The organism is Niveispirillum sp. CC-CTL257 (assembly GCF_059489915.1).
The window spans coordinates 285,778-303,150 of the sequence record NZ_JCAJXE010000003.1; the positions used below are offsets into that span (position 1 = coordinate 285,778).

The 17,373-nt window shown below is 61.4% G+C and carries 16 protein-coding genes and 1 pseudogene; 8 read left to right on the forward strand and 9 right to left on the reverse strand.

The features are described 5' to 3' along the window. Positions 1–21 precede the first annotated feature (21 nt). From bchI to ABC729_RS18065, 5 genes and pseudogenes are all read right to left on the reverse strand, one after another. Positions 22–1,056 (reverse strand): magnesium chelatase ATPase subunit I, encoded by a 1,035-nt coding sequence (gene bchI / locus ABC729_RS18045; RefSeq protein WP_495608990.1) that lies wholly within the window; start codon positions 1,054–1,056, stop codon positions 22–24. Between the two features lie 40 nt (positions 1,057–1,096). Continuing rightward, a pseudogene (locus tag ABC729_RS18050) lies at positions 1,097–1,375 on the reverse strand (integrase core domain-containing protein); the annotation flags it as partial. Positions 1,376–1,501: 126 nt separating this feature from the next. After that, entirely contained in the window at positions 1,502–2,452 is a 951-nt protein-coding gene (locus tag ABC729_RS18055; RefSeq protein WP_495608991.1) for a hypothetical protein, read from the reverse strand. Positions 2,453–2,487: 35 nt separating this feature from the next. Beyond that, positions 2,488–3,414, reverse strand: a complete 927-nt coding sequence (locus ABC729_RS18060; protein WP_495608992.1) for a radical SAM/SPASM domain-containing protein — start codon at positions 3,412–3,414, stop codon at positions 2,488–2,490. 5 nt (positions 3,415–3,419) lie between these two features. After that, positions 3,420–4,640, reverse strand: a complete 1,221-nt coding sequence (locus ABC729_RS18065) for a tetratricopeptide repeat protein (RefSeq protein WP_495608993.1) — start codon at positions 4,638–4,640, stop codon at positions 3,420–3,422. Positions 4,641–5,386: 746 nt separating this feature from the next. On the opposite strand from ABC729_RS18065, the gene ABC729_RS18070 reads away from it, so the two are divergent. From ABC729_RS18070 to ABC729_RS18095, 6 genes are all read left to right on the forward strand, one after another. Next, complete coding sequence (locus tag ABC729_RS18070) at positions 5,387–7,237, forward strand: glycosyltransferase family protein (protein ID WP_495608994.1); 1,851 nt, start codon at positions 5,387–5,389, stop codon at positions 7,235–7,237. Between the two features lie 80 nt (positions 7,238–7,317). Then, positions 7,318–8,613 carry a glycosyltransferase family 4 protein gene (locus ABC729_RS18075; RefSeq protein ID WP_495608995.1) on the forward strand — a complete coding sequence of 432 codons (1,296 nt, stop codon included), beginning with the start codon at positions 7,318–7,320 and terminating at the stop codon, positions 8,611–8,613. Beyond that, entirely contained in the window at positions 8,613–9,353 is a 741-nt protein-coding gene (locus tag ABC729_RS18080; protein ID WP_495608996.1) for a methyltransferase, TIGR04325 family, read from the forward strand. Before ABC729_RS18075 ends, ABC729_RS18080 begins: the two co-directional genes overlap by 1 nt. Beyond that, positions 9,353–9,784: a hypothetical protein gene (locus tag ABC729_RS18085; RefSeq protein WP_495608997.1), complete on the forward strand. Its 432-nt coding sequence runs from the start codon at positions 9,353–9,355 to the stop codon at positions 9,782–9,784. The genes ABC729_RS18080 and ABC729_RS18085 overlap by 1 nt, the downstream gene beginning before the upstream one ends. Continuing rightward, complete coding sequence (locus ABC729_RS18090) at positions 9,781–10,884, forward strand: DegT/DnrJ/EryC1/StrS family aminotransferase (protein WP_495608998.1); 1,104 nt, start codon at positions 9,781–9,783, stop codon at positions 10,882–10,884. The genes ABC729_RS18085 and ABC729_RS18090 overlap by 4 nt, the downstream gene beginning before the upstream one ends. Further along, positions 10,881–11,660 carry a class I SAM-dependent DNA methyltransferase gene (locus ABC729_RS18095; RefSeq protein WP_495608999.1) on the forward strand — a complete coding sequence of 260 codons (780 nt, stop codon included), beginning with the start codon at positions 10,881–10,883 and terminating at the stop codon, positions 11,658–11,660. Before ABC729_RS18090 ends, ABC729_RS18095 begins: the two co-directional genes overlap by 4 nt. 67 nt (positions 11,661–11,727) lie before the next feature. On the opposite strand, the gene ABC729_RS18100 is transcribed toward ABC729_RS18095, so the two are convergent. Further along, on the reverse strand, positions 11,728–12,510 hold the full coding sequence (locus ABC729_RS18100) for a sulfotransferase domain-containing protein (RefSeq protein WP_495609000.1): 783 nt from the start codon (positions 12,508–12,510) through the stop codon (positions 11,728–11,730). Between the two features lie 289 nt (positions 12,511–12,799). Here ABC729_RS18100 and ABC729_RS18105 point away from each other — a divergent pair, with 289 nt between their 5' ends. Both ABC729_RS18105 and ABC729_RS18110 read left to right on the forward strand, forming a co-directional pair. Beyond that, positions 12,800–13,798: a phosphoglycerate dehydrogenase gene (locus ABC729_RS18105; protein WP_495609001.1), complete on the forward strand. Its 999-nt coding sequence runs from the start codon at positions 12,800–12,802 to the stop codon at positions 13,796–13,798. Between the two features lie 109 nt (positions 13,799–13,907). Then, a complete protein-coding gene (locus ABC729_RS18110; RefSeq protein WP_495609002.1) occupies positions 13,908–14,684 on the forward strand; it encodes a GntR family transcriptional regulator in 777 nt (258 codons plus the stop codon). Here the strand turns inward: ABC729_RS18110 and ABC729_RS18115 are convergent. The 3 genes from ABC729_RS18115 to ABC729_RS18125 form a co-directional block, all read right to left on the reverse strand. Further along, a complete protein-coding gene (locus ABC729_RS18115) occupies positions 14,681–15,466 on the reverse strand; it encodes a MipA/OmpV family protein (RefSeq protein ID WP_495609003.1) in 786 nt (261 codons plus the stop codon). The genes ABC729_RS18110 and ABC729_RS18115 overlap by 4 nt on opposite strands. Before the next feature lie 195 nt (positions 15,467–15,661). After that, a complete protein-coding gene (locus tag ABC729_RS18120) occupies positions 15,662–15,970 on the reverse strand; it encodes a DUF4387 domain-containing protein (protein ID WP_495609004.1) in 309 nt (102 codons plus the stop codon). Beyond that, positions 15,970–17,355, reverse strand: coding sequence for an acyclic terpene utilization AtuA family protein (locus ABC729_RS18125; protein WP_495609005.1), 1,386 nt, complete (start codon positions 17,353–17,355; stop codon positions 15,970–15,972). Before ABC729_RS18125 ends, ABC729_RS18120 begins: the two co-directional genes overlap by 1 nt. Positions 17,356–17,373 lie beyond the last annotated feature (18 nt).

Below are 17,373 nucleotides of genomic sequence, written 5' to 3' on the forward strand. Positions count from 1 at the left end.
GTTCCGTCGCCGTCTTCTGCCTCATGCATGGCCATGTCCGGTGTCCAGTGCCGCCAGCGCCCGTTCAATGCGCGGCGTCGTTCCCGCCTCGTCCATCGGGTCGCGGCGTAACCGGTGGCACAGCACCATGGGCGCGATCTCTTCAATGTCGGTCCAGGTCACCGTCATGCGTCCGGCCAGTGCGGCAGCCGCGCGCCCAGCCCGCAGCAAAGTCAATTCGCCGCGCATGCCGTCAATCCCCAACCGCATGCAAAGCTGGGACATACGGAACAGGATGGCGTCCGGCACCTCCACCTTTTTCACAATCTTGCGTGCGGCAACAACGCTGTTGCGGATGGCGGCCTCTCCCTTGGCCCGCGCCGCAACGAAACCGTCGGGATCGGATTCATAGGCATCACGGCGGCGGATCACCTCGATCCGCATTTTCAGGTCCATGATCGTTCGCACCTCGACCGATAGACCGAACCGATCCAGCAATTGCGGGCGCAGGTCGCCTTCCTCGGGATTGCCGCTGCCGACCAGCACGAACCGGGCGGCGTGTCGCACACTCAAGCCTTCACGCTCGACGACATTCACCCCGGATGCCGCCGCGTCCAAAAGCAGATCGACCAGATGGTCCTCCAGCAGGTTGACCTCGTCGATATAAAGGAAGCCGCGATTGGCCGTGGCCAGCAACCCCGGTTCAAACGCCTTTTCTCCGGCCACCAGCGCCTTTTCAATGTCAAGCGACCCGCAAACCCGATCCTCGGTCACGCCCAGGGGCAGGTCCACCATTGGCGTGCGGATCTTGACCATCGCCGGCTTGTTTTCACCAATGGCGCTGCAATGAGTGCATGCAGGCTGGGGGTCATTGGGCAGGCAATTATAGCGACAGCCAGCGCGTGTCTCGATCTTCGGCAAAAGCTCCGCCAACGCACGGACAGCGGTCGATTTGCCTGTGCCACGGTCACCCATGACCAGCACTCCGCCCAGCAACGGCTCTACCGCAGCCATCAGCAGTGCCTTCTTCATATCCTCCTGGCCGACGATGGCGGAGAATGGAAATGGGTTGGGCATGGGCGCGTTCCCTGCTGGGGAGTGTCAACATATATTGACACTATTTTGCGACTGTAAGAAGGGAAAATTGACACACAGGTGGCGCTGGTGACGCCGGGGTTGTTTTCTTGTGCCGCCGCGATACTTCCCTCACACGGTACTCACGGAGCTGGCCCCCCAGCGCAGAATGAGGGCGTTGGATATTGTAGTAATCGATCCAGCGTCCGATCCCGGCCCTGGCCTAGCTGCCAGTCTCGAAAGCGTGGTGATAGACGCATCCGTATGTCAGTGATCGCCAGAGCCATTCGATGAACATATTGTCCATCCAGCGGCCCCTTCCATGCATCATGGCGATCAGGTGCAGGAACCCCGCCGCAGGGGAATGTAGGTGATGTCCGTACAGCAGACATGGTCCGGCCGGCGCAAGCCGGGAACCAAGCGTGGCACCCTATCCGGTCACCGGGGACTAGCTCTGACCCATCCGGACCTGCCATTCCGGACTGTAGAGCTCATCTATCGCACCAAGGGGAACTGTTCTGTCTCTATCGACATCAACGACTGTCATATCTGCCAACAGCAGTGCCCGTTCGGAGCCGCCGATATGGGATAGACGCCCGTCTGGATCTCGCGATTCCCGGAATTGCGACGGCAGTGCCCGTCTTTCTTCAATGGCAAGATTGCCAGCCAATTCCCGGCGGACGAAGAAGGCATTGTGACCCGCCCGATTGCTGCCGACCAGCGTGTAACCCTTGCGTGCCGCCACCCTTTCCAGCGCCCGGATCGAGGCGCCGAAATACAGCCAGGAATAATGCGCTTTACTGCGCTGGAAGTCCGGGTCATAGGGAACGGTCAGGGCGTGCAGGTCGCCCAGGACCGCGTTGTATTCACAGATCACAATGTCCGGCCGCACTACATTGATGGCATCAAATACCCAGTAATCATTGCCATCAATGTCAATGCTCAGCAGGCCGATCTCTCCGGCATGGCCACAGTTGACGATGATCTCATTGATATTGTCCTTTGTAATGAAGGCCTGTTGAGCCGTCAGGTCGTGACGCCAATAGAGTTCATCGTTTCGAATGGTCTCGATATCGGCGGGGCTGGAATCCAAGACCAGACCTCGCCAATTGCGGTTCCGCATGAGATAGCGGCTATTGCTTTCCGTGAAGTCGCCCACACCAAATTCGATGAAGCGTTCGGTCCGGATATCCAAATTCTGGACCAGCCATTCAATAATGCCATCCTCACCCATCTGCGAGGAAACCTGGAACTCCACATCCGAAAGATGACGGATCTGCCGGCGGCTGCGCATCGCTTCCCCCAGCGCGCGTGCTGTCAGCATGAGCTGCCGGTCGGCCGCGCGCATCAGCTGATCATATTGCCTCCAGGGTAGTGCCTCTTCAGGGCGCGGGGACATGGGTGTTACCTTTCACGCGGCGGGAGGGGCGGAGATTATGCCCGAAGATAATCACAGTGGCGGCACAGGGGATTATCAACCTTGTTATCCAGGAACTCACGGCGCAGGTCGCGCATGGGCTGACCGTTCCATATTTCTTTCAGCGACTGCCGCCCCACATTTCCCAGCACCAGCCGCTTGTCGTAATCATAACAGCAAGGCACGACGTCCCCGTCCCAGGTGACCGTCATCCGTGTCCAGGGAAAGGTGCAGGTGACGTGGTCTCGGCGCGCCGTCGGACGCTCCCCATCCAGTCGGCTGACATCCGGGGCGTTGCCGTCCCAGGTGACGAAAGACTTGTCATAGAAGAAATCCACCCCTTCCAGCCCAGACCAGAAATCGCGGGTGCGGGCAATGCTTTCCTTGTTCTCCCCAAACAGGATCATCGACACACAGATTACGACCTTGGACCCCATGGCTTTCTTTAATTTCAGAAAATCCAGCAGATGACGAACTGACGGTTCATAGGCATCCTTAAGCCCGCGTATCCGCTCGAAAGTGGCATCGTCATGGCCATCGATGGAGAGATAAAGCTTGCGGGGTTCCGCCCGCAGCAGGGCTTGCGCTATGGCGGGCTTCAGCAGCAGCGGGTTCAACGACAGGGCCGTGAACACACCCCGCCCTGAGGCATAGGAGATGAAACGGTCGAACTCCGGATGCACCAGACTTTCCCCGAAATGGTGCAGCCAGCATTCCGACCCCATGGCCTGCTGGGGATTGTCCTCCACATATTCGTCAATCACCTTGCGGAACAGGTCGAATTCCATCAGTCCCTGTGCCCGCGTCATATTGTGCGTCCGCGCGCACATGATGCATTTGAAGGGGCAGCGGTTGGTCAGTTCGATGTTGAAAATTGAATAGGGTGCGTCGATCCATGTCGGATCCCCGACGGCCTTGACCGCCTCCGCGTGCTCTTGCACCATGTAATCTATCCCCCAAAGCCGGCTGCGCTCAAATGCGGCATCAGCGCTTCACCCGATGGTCCCAACAAACGCAGTGTTACGCCGATCCATTGGCTTTCCTCCCGCACCGCATCGGCTATCAACCGCTTTGCCTCCTCCACCTGTTTCAGGTCCAAGAGGGCGCGCGCGCGGCCAAGACGCGGTAGCGCGTGGCAAGCAAAATCCCCGCATTCCCCGTTGAAATCAGCCAGGGCCTCGGACGGTCGGAGACGCGCCAGCCAAATCAGGCCCTGGAATACGCGCGCCCGAAAAGTCTCGGGATCATCACGCCGGCCCTCATTGATGGCATGTTCCGCCGCATTCAGATCACCCGCCCGCAGATGCACCAGCCCCCGGATGATCAGCGCCCATTTCATCCAGGGATGTTCTGCCCTGACAAGGTCACAGATTTCCAGCGCCTCTGACAGACGGTCATGCAGCAGATGGGTGTAGCCGATCATGAGACCGGCCCAGACACGCAGCGGGTCGGTGCTGTTGCGGACCCGCCAGTAACATTCCAGGGCCTGTGTATCTTCGAAGCGGAGCCGATGAAACTGACCCAGGACATACCAGGATGACATCCGTTCCGGTGCCAGGTCGATCGAAGCCAGCAGATCCCGTTGGGCCTCCATCTGGCGATTGAGCAGCAGGTAGGAAAAGCCTTTTTGATGCAGAACATCGAACATGTCGTCAGTATGGGGGGCGGCCAGATCGCACCAACGCAGGGCCTCCTCGCTGTTACGGCGCAACCTCCCAGCGACCATGATCACTGTTCGGGGGCGGTAGCTGACGGCACCTGGAGCCAGCGAAAGTGCGCTTCGGGTCAAGGCAACAGCTTCGTCCCCCTCTCCATGGCTATGTGCTGCCTCTGCCTCGTCAAGGAGAACCATGGCCTGATATTCTGCTCCACCGGCGAAAATCTCATCCACCGCAGTGCGGGCCCATTCCCTTGCCGCTGCTCCCTCAAACTGTCGGATTAGGCGCATGGCGAACCCGTACCGGCCTGGATCGGCTTCAACCATTGTCTTAAGAGCCGCGACGGTCGCGTACTCTGTGGCCGCACGCGCGTGGTCGCGGACACTCCGCAGCTTCAAACGGTCCAGAAGCGCTGCGGCGAAGCCGTATTGGCGGGGGTCCAAGGTAACCAGCCGCTGTAACTCCGCCATCAGCGCGGCGTGGTCTTGCGCCTCCAGGAAGGCAGATGCCATGTGATGGTGATAGTTCAGAACCGTGTCGAGGCGGACTGTGTCCCGCCAATTCTCTATACATCCTTCCGTACTGCCTGCCCGGTTGTCGGCGGTGCCGCAGGAAACCATTGGGGTGTTCTGCATCATCCGAATGTTCTCAATCAACCGCCGGGACAGGGTGCTATCAGCGATGTATTATATTCTTATCATTGCATGTTTTGTTCAAAAAGAGATAGCATTCACTATGCGTAGTGGCGGAGGCTCGTTATTTAACCTGTGGGGCGCTAACCAAATCCAAGGCTAGTGGTTCGGGGTGGATGGATGCCGACTGTCCTAATCTCTTCAGTCGGCATTCGCACTTTTATCCGGGATTTTTGCGATTGCTGTCTGTTGAGAAAGGGTGACGTTCTCATGTCGATGCAATGCCGTGAGGACGGTCGGCCTGACGCGTACATGGTTTTGTTTGCCATTGCCGGCTCATATCCATGACGATGCGGCCTTCTTCCGCCGCCTTGCGTGTGGCTTTCTTCAATCCGTTCGAAACTGATGCTCCGTTTGCAGAGCGTGAATTGGCACTGCGCATGTTGGCCGCAGCCAACGCGATGGGGTGGCAAGCTATTGTTGCACACCGCGCGGCGGAGATTGAGGCCTTCGATCCTGACATGGTCATATCACTGCACCCGCAAGTCACGCCCAAGCTGACACGTCATTTTACGGTGGCGTGCCATTGGAATCCGCCCAAGCTACATGAAGCCTATCCCGTTTTCATGAGGAATGAGCGTTCCTATGATGGGTTCCTGATCGCAGCTGACGACCTGCGTCAACGGCTTGCAGATCTGTTCTGGCCTACCGCGCGCGCCCTGCTGACCGCGCCGATGTATCCGAGTTCTCCGGCGTGGGCGCTGGAACCAACACTCAGTCCCGACAGCCGGTTATTCTATATAGGTTCCAACTGGGACGGCAAAAGATATCCCCATCTGCTGAAACGGCTGGCGGCAGACGGCGTCCTGGCGCTCCATGGGCGCCGCGACCGGTGGGAACATATGGCGGATGCCTTTACGGGCGAGGTGCCATTCGATGGACGATCGGTTATTGAACAGGCCAATGCGTGCGGGCTTGGGTTGGCGTTGCATCTTCCGGTGCATGCCCAGGCTGCGATTCCCAACATGCGTATTTTTGAGCTGGCGGCGGCCGGTGCGCTGGCCATCGCGGATCATCATCCCTTCATCGCAGAGGCCTTCGGTGACAGTGTGCTCTATGTCGACCTGAAAGCGGGCGAGATGGAGGTCGCCGACCAGATACTGGCCCATGTCGCCTGGGCGCGGGCCAACCCCTTGCGCGGTCGGGAAATGGCGCGGGCGGCACAGGCCATCTTCCTGGAACGGTTCAGCCTGGAGAAGCTGTTCGCACCCTTGCCGGATCTGCTGGCGCAGGGTCGCAGGATGCTCGGCTTTGATCGGCCTTTGGACCCGCCCTCGCGGGTGCCGGTTGATCTGGTTCTGCCGGTGGAACCGGGTGGCTGGGACGACGCAATTGCGCGGGTTGAGGCCGTTGGCATGCAGACGGCAGGGCGTATCGGGGTGATCCTGGCGCATTCCAGTAATGATGAGGTCACTATTCCGGAAGGGCTGCTGCGTCCCCTGGCTGATCTGCGAATGGTCCGCGCCCCTGACGGGGCGGCGGCCGGGACGGTGTTATGGGCCGGATTGCGGGCGGCCAGGGCTGATTGGGTCGGCATCGTTCCACCAGGAGCCAGGCTCTTTCCCAACCATGTGGCCACGCTGCTTGCCGCGGCGGCGGAATTGGATGTGGATGCCGTGCATGGCGGCGCGGTTCAGCCCATGGTGCCGGAAGAATGCTATGAGTTGTTCCAGGCTGAAGCCCGCCCGGTTCCGGTGGGTTTTGGCCCCGTGGAAACCGCCACAGTCGAAGCCACGGCGGCCACCTTGCATCCAGCCAGTCTGCTGATGCGGCGCGCACGCCTGAAACCCGTTCTTCGCCGCGACCCTGAACTGGGCGAGGCGGCAGCCGGGTTCCTGGCGCACCGGGTGGTGGCGGGCGGTTTGACGGGTAGCAGCGGCCTGCTTACCGTCAGCGTCGACCGGCGGGCCGATGCGCCGGTTATCGCGGAGCGGGAACGCGTGCGCCGCTTGTCCCTTTTGCGCCCGGCAGCGGCCGTGAACAGCGGCAGTCCGCGGCAGGAAGGCGAGATGGCCATTACCGGCTTCACCGACCCTGACCCGGAACTGGCAGCGCGACTGCCGCGCCTATGGGGCCATGCCGACTTTGCCACCCTGCCACGGGATCGCCCTATCTACCTGTATGGTGCCTCACGCGGGGGCTGTATCGTGAAACAGGAGCTTGATCGGTGGAGTGGCTTGGCACCAACGGGTTTTGTTGACGGTCTATGGGCCGGCGAGGCCTGGGGCCTGTCTGTTTCATATCCGGAAAGCATTGCTGATGCGTTGCGGGGTGCCACTGTGATCATCTCCAGCCAGCATGTCTCAGAAATCGCCCGGCGTCTTGCTGCCATTGGCATCGCCGAACCCTACAACGCCTATCCCTTCATTGCCTGGCAGGTTCATATTGATAATCTGGCAGAGCAAGGGCGGAGATAACAGTCGCTACTGCACCCTTTTCCGTTCGCGGTGCCGGGCAACGACCGTCGGAAAGTGACCCCATTGGAGGGGATTTGACAATGCGGGTTGGGGTTTTCAGAGGCCTGTCCGTTTCTGCTGGCGGTGGCTATCAGTATGAAATGGCGCTGCTGGATGCGCTGTCCGATCTCGCGCCCTTGCTGCCATATGAACTGCCGTGCGTCAGCAACGATCCGGATGGTCTGCGCGGAAATCTGCATGCCCGACGGCTTCGCTATGGCAATATGCCGATTGTTCCGCTGCATGATCTTCACATTCAGCAGCACCCCCCAGAAGCATATCTGGCGCAGCCGCGCGCGGCACTGGCCATCACGCCGTCCGATGTGACGGGGCCGGATATCAATCTTGGTCGGGCATTGAGAGAGGAGGGGGTGGACCTGCTGCTCTCCCTCTACACCCCGCTATTTGGGCCGAAACCGCCGATCCCCTTCATCGTGCCGATCCATGACCTGCAGCATCGCATCCAGCCGGAATTTCCGGAGGTGGGCGACAAGGCGGAGGTGGAAATCCGCGACCATAGTTTCCGAACGCTTTGCCAGTACGCGACCCTGGTCCTGGTGGATTCCGAGGCTGGACGACAGGATGTGCTGCGCTTTTACGGGGATGTCATTGACGATGACCGCATCCGCGTTCTGCCTTACTTTCCACCGGCGCGGCGCGTCCAGCTTCCCGATGACAAGGACAGGGCGCGTGTCCGCCGGCGCTACAGCCTGCCCGACCGTTTCTTTTTCTATCCGGCACAGTTCTGGCCGCACAAGAATCACCGGTTGATCGTGGAGGCGCTGGCACGACTGCGTCATGAACAGGGAGAATGCCCGACGGTTGTCTTTGCCGGTGGCTATGCCGACCCGCTTCGTGCCCGGACCTTCATTGATGTCATGGAAATGGCCGGGCGATTGGGCGTGGGCGGCCATGTCCATTACCTGGGTTTTGTGCCGGACCGCGACATGCCCGCCCTTTATAGCTTATCGGCGGGTCTGGTGATGCCGACATTCTTCGGCCCGACCAACCTGCCACCGCTGGAGGCCTGGGCCTTCGGGCGTCCCGTCATCACAACTGACCTGCCCAGCATTCGTGACCACCTTGGCGATGGTGCCCTCTATGTCGATCCGCGCGATCCGGAAAGCCTGGCCAATGCCATGCGCAGCCTATGGCGCGACCAGGGTCTGGTTGCCGAATTGATGAAGAATGCAGCCCGGCGTCTTGCCAGTTTTCGCTATGAGGATTTCCTCAACGCGCTGCGGCATATCCTTGATGAAGGGGTTGAGCGTGTGCGGGCGGGACGGACACCCGTCATGCCGGACGGTTGGCATATCGAAGATGCGGGAAGTATCTGATGGGCATTTTCAGCGGCCTTTATCCAGACCACCTGACGGCCCGCCCCCTGGCCCAGTCCTATGATGATGCCCGCGTCGTGGACCGGTTGGCGGAAATCCAGGCAAGGGCGGCATGGGACGGCAGCCTGTATCCGCTGGCCCAGCAAATGGCCGCCGCTTTCATGGCGGCCATCGTGCGTGCCGGGTGCTCTGATCAGCGTATCCGTGTCTGCGATGTCGGGGGCGGGTTGGGCGGCAGCCGCCTTGTGATCTCAGGCCTGCTGGGCCGAACAATCCACCTTGACTGGGACGTTGTGGAAACGCCGGCCCTGGCGAGGGTCGGCAATGAACGCTTCGCCGGCCCGGATATCCGTTTCCACGACAGTCTTGATGCGCTGGAAGATCGGGAACATGACATCATCATCGCGTCCGGTGTTCTGCAATATCTACCAAACCCGGCAACAGCGTTCGCCCGGCTGGCCCGCCATCCCCATCATCATCTGGTACTGAACCGCTTTCCCATTCGTCACAGCCCGGATGGCGCACAGGACGATATCTGTACCATTCAGGATTTGGCGGCGCTGCTGCCCGGCGTCAGCGTGCCCCATTGGTGCTTTTCGCAGCCATTCTGGCAGGGCCTGATCGAGCGCAGCCACACATGTGTGGCGCACTGGACCGACGATTTCGATGGCCGTCACCCCCTGCCGGATGGCAGCGAGGTGTCATTCGTCGGTATGCTGCTGTCCCGAGGGATCGGGTGATGATCGAAACTGTCTGCCATGAGGGTAGGACGCTGGCCATCATCATCCGGGCTGAATTTCGGGAGCCCGGTATCCATTTCTTCACGCCACACGGCTTTTCCCAGCAGCTCGGTTTCATGCGCCACCCGGCTGGCAAGGTCATCGAACCGCATATGCACAACCCGGTCCCCCGAGCCGTCGATCTGACGCAGGAGGTTCTGATGATCCGGCGCGGTGTGCTGCGCGTCGATTTCTACGCCGGGGACCGCACCTATCTGCATAGTCGCGAATTGCGGGCCGGTGACGTGGTCCTTCTGGCGTCCGGCGGGCATGGTTTTCAGGTGATCGAAGAGGTGGAGATGGTAGAGGTCAAGCAGGGACCCTATACGGGGGATACCGACAAGACCCGCTTCGATGGTGTGTCCATCTCTCCTGAAGGATCGGCACCATGATCCCGGTCAGCGCGCCATTGCTGAACGGGCGGGAGATGGACTATGTCCGTGAGGCCGTGGAATCCGGTTGGATTTCCTCGGAAGGGCGGTTCATCGCGGCGTTCGAACAGCGCTGGGCGGAATATTGCGGCGTGCCGCATGGCATCGCGGTCAGCAATGGTACTGTCGCCCTGCAACTGGCCCTGCGCGCGCTGGATTTGCCAGCGGGTTCGGAAGTCATTCTGCCCAGTTGCACCATCATTTCCTGTGTGCTGGCGGTGCTGGAGGCGGATTGCGTGCCGGTACTGGTGGACAGCGACCCGCAGACATGGTGCATGAGTGCAGATCAAGTGGCGGCAAGGATCACGCCGCGCACGCGGGTGCTGATGCCTGTGCACCTGCTTGGCCATCCCTGCGACATGGCCCCGCTCTGGGAACTGGCTGACCGGCACGGGCTGCTGATCGTGGAGGATGCGGCGGAAGCGCATGGCGCGGAATATGACGGGCGACGCTGCGGCGGTTTGGGGACGCTGGCCTGTTTCAGCTTCTACGCCAACAAGATCATCACCACCGGTGAAGGGGGGATGGTAACCACCGCTGATCCCGTTCTAGCGGAGCGGCTGCGCGCAATGCGTAACCTGTGCTTTCGCCGCGACCGGCGGTTCCTGCATACGGAACTGGGGTTCAATTACCGCCTCACCAACATGCAGGCCGCCGTCGGTCTGGCACAGGTGGAACGGATCGGGGAGCATATCGCCATAAAACGCCGGATCGCGGCCCGCTATCTGGAGGGTCTTCAGGGTTTGCCGCTGACACTACCGGTGGAGCGCCCGTGGGCACGCAATGTCTATTGGATGTTTGGTCTGGTTCTGGATGATGGCATCCCGTTCGATGCGGAGGAACTGGCCGTCCGTCTGCGCAATGAAGGGGTGGATAGCCGCCCGTTCTTTTTGGGCATGCATGAACAGCCCATCCTGAAGGCACGCGGCCTGTTTGAGGGGGAACGATATCCGGTGGCGGAACGGCTGGCGCGCCGGGGACTTTATCTTCCCTCCGGCCTTGGCCTTGGGTCGGAGCAGCAGGAGAAGGTGATCGATGCCATGCGGCGGGTGTTGGCATGAACCCGGTCTTCGGCCCTGGCTATGCCTCGGTCTATGACGTGCTGTACCGGGACAAGGATTATGCGGGGGAGTGCGATCTGCTGACCCGGTTGTTCGCCGATTTTGGCGTCCGCCCCATCGGTTCCGTGCTTGACCTTGGCTGTGGTACAGGGGGACACGCGATGCCACTGGCCCGGCGCGGATTTCGCGTTACGGGGGTGGATGCCGCCCCGGCGATGCTGGATATTGCACGCAGCAAGGCCGCTATGGGGGCCCGTCCGGCAGGGGCCATTGATTTCGTGCCAGCAGACATACGCACATTCCAGCTCGGGACGCTGTTCGATGCCGCGATCATGATGTTCGCGGTGCTGGGCTACCAGAGGGAAGATGTTGACGTGCTTTCCACCCTGTCGGCTGTCCGGGGGCATCTGGTGCCGGGGGGGCTTTTCCTGTTCGATTGCTGGTATGGACCCGCTGTTCTGGCCCTGCGGCCGGAAGATCGGGTCCGCACGATCCGGCAAACCGATGGGCAGATTGTCCGCACGGCCCGCACCGATCTTGATGTCGATGCCCGGCTATGCCGGGTGTATTTTACTGTCACGCGGACCATCGGTGAACAGCGCCTGGGGGACGTACAGGAAACCCATGCCATGCGGTTTTTCTTTGCCGATGAACTTCGGACCTTCCTTGCCGCAACCGGGTTCCGCCTGGAGGCGCTGCGGGCCTTCCCCGACACTGCGCGCCTGCCGGATGAGACAAGCTGGAGCGTTATCGCCATCACCCGGACGATAGACTGAACAGCTTCAGCATCGGTTTTGTCGTGTGGTTCACGCTTTGGAAGGCTCCATTTCAATCGTTTAGACTTTATATGCGGCAGGACAAGGCAGGCAGTTCGGCAGCGAAGACCCGGTCGGCCAGTGTCCGCTCTTCATCTGTCAGGACGGTATGATAGCAGTCGCGATGGCCTTTATTAATGAAACGGCGACCGTGATTATAACCCTGTGCCAGTTCTGGACGGTAGAAAACGCCTGTTCGCCGATGGCGGGCTTCTTCTTCCTCCAGGGCTGCCATGGCTGGCATCGTGCTGCGGGCGATGGCCTGTTCCATTCGGGTGAGAGGGACCGGCAGTTCCAGAAAAGCCAGTATCCCTGCTAAGGTTTCTACAGGCTGATCAACAAGATCAGCATAGGTCACCAGATGGACCGGCACCATTCCCTGGTCCAGCCAAGAGCGGACATGGTGTCGCCATGTACCTGAGACATCGAACCCGCCCCCCCCGGATGACAACCAGTCTTGCACGAAGCCCTTTAACGCCGCCGCGTCCGTTGGCGCACTGCAAGGGTCCAGATACTGCCGGTAATCCCAGGCCGACATCATGACGTCGATCGGATGACGGATCAGATAGACCGCCTTTGCCGTGCGTCCGATGCCAGGCCTGTCGCTCGCAAAAGGGAAATGCGATTTGATGACATGGGGTTTGTCAGGCTCCCCAAAAGCCAGATCAGGCCAAGCATGGATATCGATCACATACCGGCGCTCCAGATCGCGAATATCCACCGCGTCATCGAAAAGACAGTGGAACAGCAGGAAGGACAGATATGTGACCCCCGACTTTGGAAAAGCCGACAGACAGAGCAGATCCCGCATCAACCACCCCGTGTGACCTTCGCCATTGGCCAGTATTTCCATCCTATCATCACCAACTGTGAGGTCAGCTTCCAACATTCAGCGCGGGACAAATTTTCTCCGCTCCAGGGTTCTCCAATGTGTTCCGGCCCTTCGCTTTGCTCAATCATGCCAGTCGGCATCGCGGAAGTGGGCTTTCACGTCGCCTGTTTAAGTCCGCATTAGAAAATCCATAAAGGCATTTTTTGGATGCAAAAAATCCTGTTGGAGATAGGATGAGCCTTTCTCTGACCATGAAGAGCACCGCCCCATGTCGTTCGTCCCTCATAAGATCGTCGTTACCCAGCGTTTCTTTGACGACAAGTCCCACGCCTTTTTGCGCGCCCATGGCTGTGAGGTGGAACTGGCCCCGCTGCCGCCGGGCAAGGGTGATGGCGATCTGGATTTCGAGACGCTGTGCCGGTTGCTGGACGGGGCAGCGGGGTGGATCGTCGGGCATGCGCGGGTGACACGGGCGTTGCTGGAGGCGCTGCCCGGCCTGCGGGTCATTGCGCGGCGTGGGGTGGGTTATGACCGGGTCGATGTGGCGGCAGCCCGCGCGTTGGGCCGGGTGGTCACCATCGCGGCGGGCGGCAATGATGATGCCGTGGCCGATCACACAATCGGCCTGATGATCGCCGTGGCACGGCGGTTCCGCGAAAGCCAGCTGGCCATGCTGGCCGGCGACTGGTCCATCCTGAACGGTCATGATCTGTGCGAGCGGACGGTGGGTCTGGTCGGGCTGGGCCGCATCGGCAAAAGCGTGGTGCGCCGCCTGTCCGGCTTTGACGCCAAGGTCCTGGTCCATACGCGCAACCCCGATCCCGATTACGCCGCCGCCACCGGCGTGGAGTATGTGGACCTGCCGGAACTGCTGCGCCGCAGTGACTTTGTCAGCCTGCACGCGCCGCTGACGCCCGCCACGCGTTTCATGATCGACGCGCCGGCACTGGCCGCCATGAAGAAGGGGGCCTTCCTGATCAATACGGCGCGCGGTGGGCTGGTTGATGATGCGGCGCTGCTGACGGCGCTGCGGTCGGGCCATCTGGGTGGGGTGGGGCTGGACGTGTTTGTCAGCGAGGGGGATGCCAGCTTCGCCCCTGTGTCCGATGCACTGTTGGCGCTGCCGCAGGTGGTGGCCACTCCCCATGCCGGGGCATCGTCGCATGAAGGGCTGGCGCGCACCAATCTGGTGGCGGCCCGATCTGTCATTGCCATCCTGAACGGCCTGACCCCGCCGCCCGGTACGGTGGTGGCGGACGGGCGCTGATCGCCAATATTCGGGCAGCCACTCTTTCAGGGGTTGCAAGGCTGCCCGGGGATCGGTGTAAGAGGAAGGGCACGGGACGCCACAGGCGGGCGCGCGGGGGATCAAGCTCATGGAACAGGCGATGGAAGCGGCGGGCATTGACGAGGCGGAAGCAGGCGAACTGGCCGAGCCGCAGCAGACCGAGCCGGCCACGCATTCCGTGCTGATGCAACTGCGCGAAATGATCGTGACGGGCAAGATCGCCCCGGACAGCAAGTTGCGAGCCGAAGCGCTGGCCAGTCTTCTGAACGTGTCGCGCACGCCCATCCGCAGTGCGCTGGCCGTGCTGTCGGCGGAAGGGCTGGTGAATTACAGCGTCAATCGCGGCTATACCGTCCGCGCCGTCACCATCGGCGACGTGTTCGACAGTCTTGAAGTGCGTGCAACGCTGGAAGGTATCGCCGCACGGTCGGCGGTCAATCTGGGCTGGGAACCGGACGCGCTGCGCCAGTCGATCAGTCTGGTCGAACAGGGGCGGGCCATACTGGACAAGGGGCAATGGTCCGAACAGATCGAATATGAATGGTATGAGCTGAACCGGCAGTTCCACCGCTCCATCCTGGTGGCGTCGCGTAATGAGGTGCTGCGCAACGCCGTGCGCATGACTTTGATCTACCCGATCCTGGGTGACGCCGCCCGGCTGTGCCCCAGCATCGCGGCCAGCGTGCCACTGCGCTATCGCCAGCTTTCATCCACCCCGCCCGACCATGTCATGGAAAGCCAGGCCGAGCATGAGGCGGCGCTGGACGCCTTTCGCCGCGAGGATGCGGACGAGGCACAGCGCCTGATGTCCAGCCATGTGCTGGCCACCAGGCACCGGCTCAAGACTATTGTGATCCCGCGCTAGAAGCGATAGCCGATGGCAAGGGCACCGGAGAGCTGGCTGGTACTGCCTTCCAGATCGACGATGGGGCTGTCCTTGAAATCGCCCGTCAGTTGCTTGTAGCTGCCCAGAAGCTGGATGCTCCAGTTCTCGTCCAGGGCGTATCCGACCTTGGCGCTGAGGCCGATATCGCGGATGCCGCCGCCGGCATTGTATGCGGGAAGGCCGCTGGCTGTCGCCCCGGCGGCATCGATGCCGAAATAGGCCTGGGCATATTTGTCATCGACATAGGTCAGGCGGATGCCGGCCCCGACCGACCAGCGGTCGCCCAGCCTGCGACCATAGTTCAGGCCCAGCGAACCGATGGTGCCGTCATGGTCGTTGGAAAGGTCGGCCAGGAAGGTCGTGTCCAGGGTCAGGCTGTCGCGCCGGTCGAACAGGCCCTGCCAGGAATAGCGGGCGAACCCCCCGGCCTCGAACGCGTCACCGATCTTCGGCAGGCGGCCGACCCGGTCGCTTTTCACACCTTTGTCACGGCCATTGCCGATATTCATCATCGGCCCCAGTGCTAGGCCGTTTGCGGGTTCGAAGCCCAGCCGGACCTCCTGTCCCTGTGCCTCCAGGAAATAGGGGCCGTAGGACAGGTCGCCGGCGATATAGGGCGTCAGTTCGAAATCGTCCGAACCCAGATAATCGGGCCGGGTGCCGATGCCAGCGGCAATGCTACCGGACCATTCATGAGCATGTGCCGTGAACGTAGCGGCCGACAGGGCGGCCAGCAGGATATGGAGGCGGAAGCCCCGCATAATCAATCTCCTCGTCAGATGACGGGCGTCGTCCCTCCCACAGGGATTTCGCGGCGGTGGCGACCATCCTGTCCCCTTCCCGCCGGCTTTGATTGTCTGCGAGGCTCCGTTCTATTTTGTTCCGTCAAGCGCTGGCCTGCACCGGCAAGAGCATGAGCGCTCACGCCGGTGCTTTCGGGCCTTACAGCGCCTGGGCTATCCCAACTCGACATCCAGCAACCGCACGAATTGCTGGCCGCAATGCATGTCGCGCTCCACCACGCCGCCCTGGGGGCTGATGCGGGCATGGGAGATCTTGACCATGTTCAGGCTGGGCACCGGATAGTGGCGCACCAGGGCGGGGTCGGCACCGTAAAGGCGGTGGAACGTGTCCGGGCCGAGCGCCGGGTGGGCGTGATAGTCGCGGAACTTCTCCGGTCCATCGAAGAAAAGGTCGAAGGTGACCCAGAAGGGTCCAGCATTCTTGGACCGGACATGGCGGCAGACATCCTTGAGCTTGACCATTATGCCGCCCCCCCTTGGGCAAGATCGATCCAGACTGTGCGTACCAGTTCCATCGGGTCGTCCAGTTCCACCACATGGTTCAGCAGGAACTCATAGACGGGACCACGGTCGATGTCGGCCGGGCTGAAGGCGAAGCCGTAGCTGGGTAGTTCCTCATCCATCACCACGGGGAAATGGAAGAAATAGGGGTTGCAGGCCTTGGCGATCTGCGACGCCATTTCCTGGCTGTCGGCGGTGGCCACGAACAGTACCCCGATTTCCCTTGGGGCCGGTGTGCCGGGCGGCGGCCGGTCGCCGGATACGGCGTTCCAGCCATACATGCGCAGCGAGATATGGAAATCCCCTGCCGCCGCACCGATGGTCTTGTGCACCCGGTCATAGAGCGCGGCCAGCATGCGGTCGTGGAAACTGTCCACATCGGTCAGGACATGCGGGTCCTGGATGCCGATCAGCATCACCGTCTGAAACCGGCGGCTGCCGGCCCCTTCCAGCTTCATCGTGTAGGGCTGCGGCCGCCAGACGGAGCCGGTAACGGCGACGGTACGGTCATCGCGCTGGGTATAGACCGCGTCGGTCACGTCCAGCACGCCGCCGGGTTCGGTCAGCAGGAATGGGTTGCTGTTCTCATACAGCATATGGGCCGACACGCTGTCTGGATTGCAGCGGTTGGCCGGCGACAGCGGCTCCACCTCGAACCCGTCATTGCCGATGGAGATCAGGATACCGGCGCTGGCGGCGGGGGAGACGGTGCATTGCCCACCGCATTCCGCGATCTTGGCCGCATGCCAGGAGGCACCGACATGCGCGCCCTTCAGCAGGGCGAAGCTGGCCAGCACCGCCGTATCCGTGGTGCGCCCACCCAGAATGATGTCGGCCCCCGAGGCCAGGGCGGCCATATAGGGTTCCGGCCCCATGACGGCGACGATATGGTCGCATTCGTCGATGGTCTCATTCGCAAGATTGCCCAGCGGCGGCAGCGGTCGGATCTTGCCGGCTTCGTTATATTTCTTCAGCGTTTCTTTTTCCTGCTCGCAATAGAGCAGGGCGATCTTAGGGGCCAGACCCAGTTCGGCGGCCACTTCCAGCACGATGTCGCGGGTCCAGTCCAGGTTGCGGTCGCCACCGGCCTGACCGCTGGTGCCCACGATCAGCGGGATGCCGGCATCAGCGCCGGCCCGCATCAGGATGGTCAGGTCCCGCTTCACGGAGCCGCGATTATTCTTGGAAATGCCCAGCGCCAGATAGGCGGCACCGCTGTCGGTGGAGCCGGCATCGGTGGCGATGGCGTGCGCGCCACGGGCGATGCCGTAACGCACCTCGTCCTCCCGCGCGCCGGCGCCCAGGGACCCGGTGGGGACCAGGATTTTGATCGGACCGTCCAACATGATTGCTCAATCCAGATG

Bases quoted from the DNA above. Each gene is read 5' to 3' on its own strand.
- bchI (WP_495608990.1), bottom strand. From the start codon at position 1,056: ATGCCCAACCCATTTCCATTCTCCGCCATCGTCGGCCAGGAGGATATG.
- ABC729_RS18055 (WP_495608991.1), bottom strand. From the start codon at position 2,452: ATGTCCCCGCGCCCTGAAGAGGCACTACCCTGGAGGCAATATGATCAG.
- ABC729_RS18060 (WP_495608992.1), bottom strand. From the start codon at position 3,414: ATGGTGCAAGAGCACGCGGAGGCGGTCAAGGCCGTCGGGGATCCGACA.
- ABC729_RS18065 (WP_495608993.1), bottom strand. From the start codon at position 4,640: ATGGCATCTGCCTTCCTGGAGGCGCAAGACCACGCCGCGCTGATGGCG.
- ABC729_RS18070 (WP_495608994.1), top strand. From the start codon at position 5,387: ATGAGGAATGAGCGTTCCTATGATGGGTTCCTGATCGCAGCTGACGAC.
- ABC729_RS18075 (WP_495608995.1), top strand. From the start codon at position 7,318: ATGCGGGTTGGGGTTTTCAGAGGCCTGTCCGTTTCTGCTGGCGGTGGC.
- ABC729_RS18080 (WP_495608996.1), top strand. From the start codon at position 8,613: ATGGGCATTTTCAGCGGCCTTTATCCAGACCACCTGACGGCCCGCCCC.
- ABC729_RS18085 (WP_495608997.1), top strand. From the start codon at position 9,353: ATGATCGAAACTGTCTGCCATGAGGGTAGGACGCTGGCCATCATCATC.
- ABC729_RS18090 (WP_495608998.1), top strand. From the start codon at position 9,781: ATGATCCCGGTCAGCGCGCCATTGCTGAACGGGCGGGAGATGGACTAT.
- ABC729_RS18095 (WP_495608999.1), top strand. From the start codon at position 10,881: ATGAACCCGGTCTTCGGCCCTGGCTATGCCTCGGTCTATGACGTGCTG.
- ABC729_RS18100 (WP_495609000.1), bottom strand. From the start codon at position 12,510: ATGCGGGATCTGCTCTGTCTGTCGGCTTTTCCAAAGTCGGGGGTCACA.
- ABC729_RS18105 (WP_495609001.1), top strand. From the start codon at position 12,800: ATGTCGTTCGTCCCTCATAAGATCGTCGTTACCCAGCGTTTCTTTGAC.
- ABC729_RS18110 (WP_495609002.1), top strand. From the start codon at position 13,908: ATGGAACAGGCGATGGAAGCGGCGGGCATTGACGAGGCGGAAGCAGGC.
- ABC729_RS18115 (WP_495609003.1), bottom strand. From the start codon at position 15,466: ATGCGGGGCTTCCGCCTCCATATCCTGCTGGCCGCCCTGTCGGCCGCT.
- ABC729_RS18120 (WP_495609004.1), bottom strand. From the start codon at position 15,970: ATGGTCAAGCTCAAGGATGTCTGCCGCCATGTCCGGTCCAAGAATGCT.
- ABC729_RS18125 (WP_495609005.1), bottom strand. From the start codon at position 17,355: ATGTTGGACGGTCCGATCAAAATCCTGGTCCCCACCGGGTCCCTGGGC.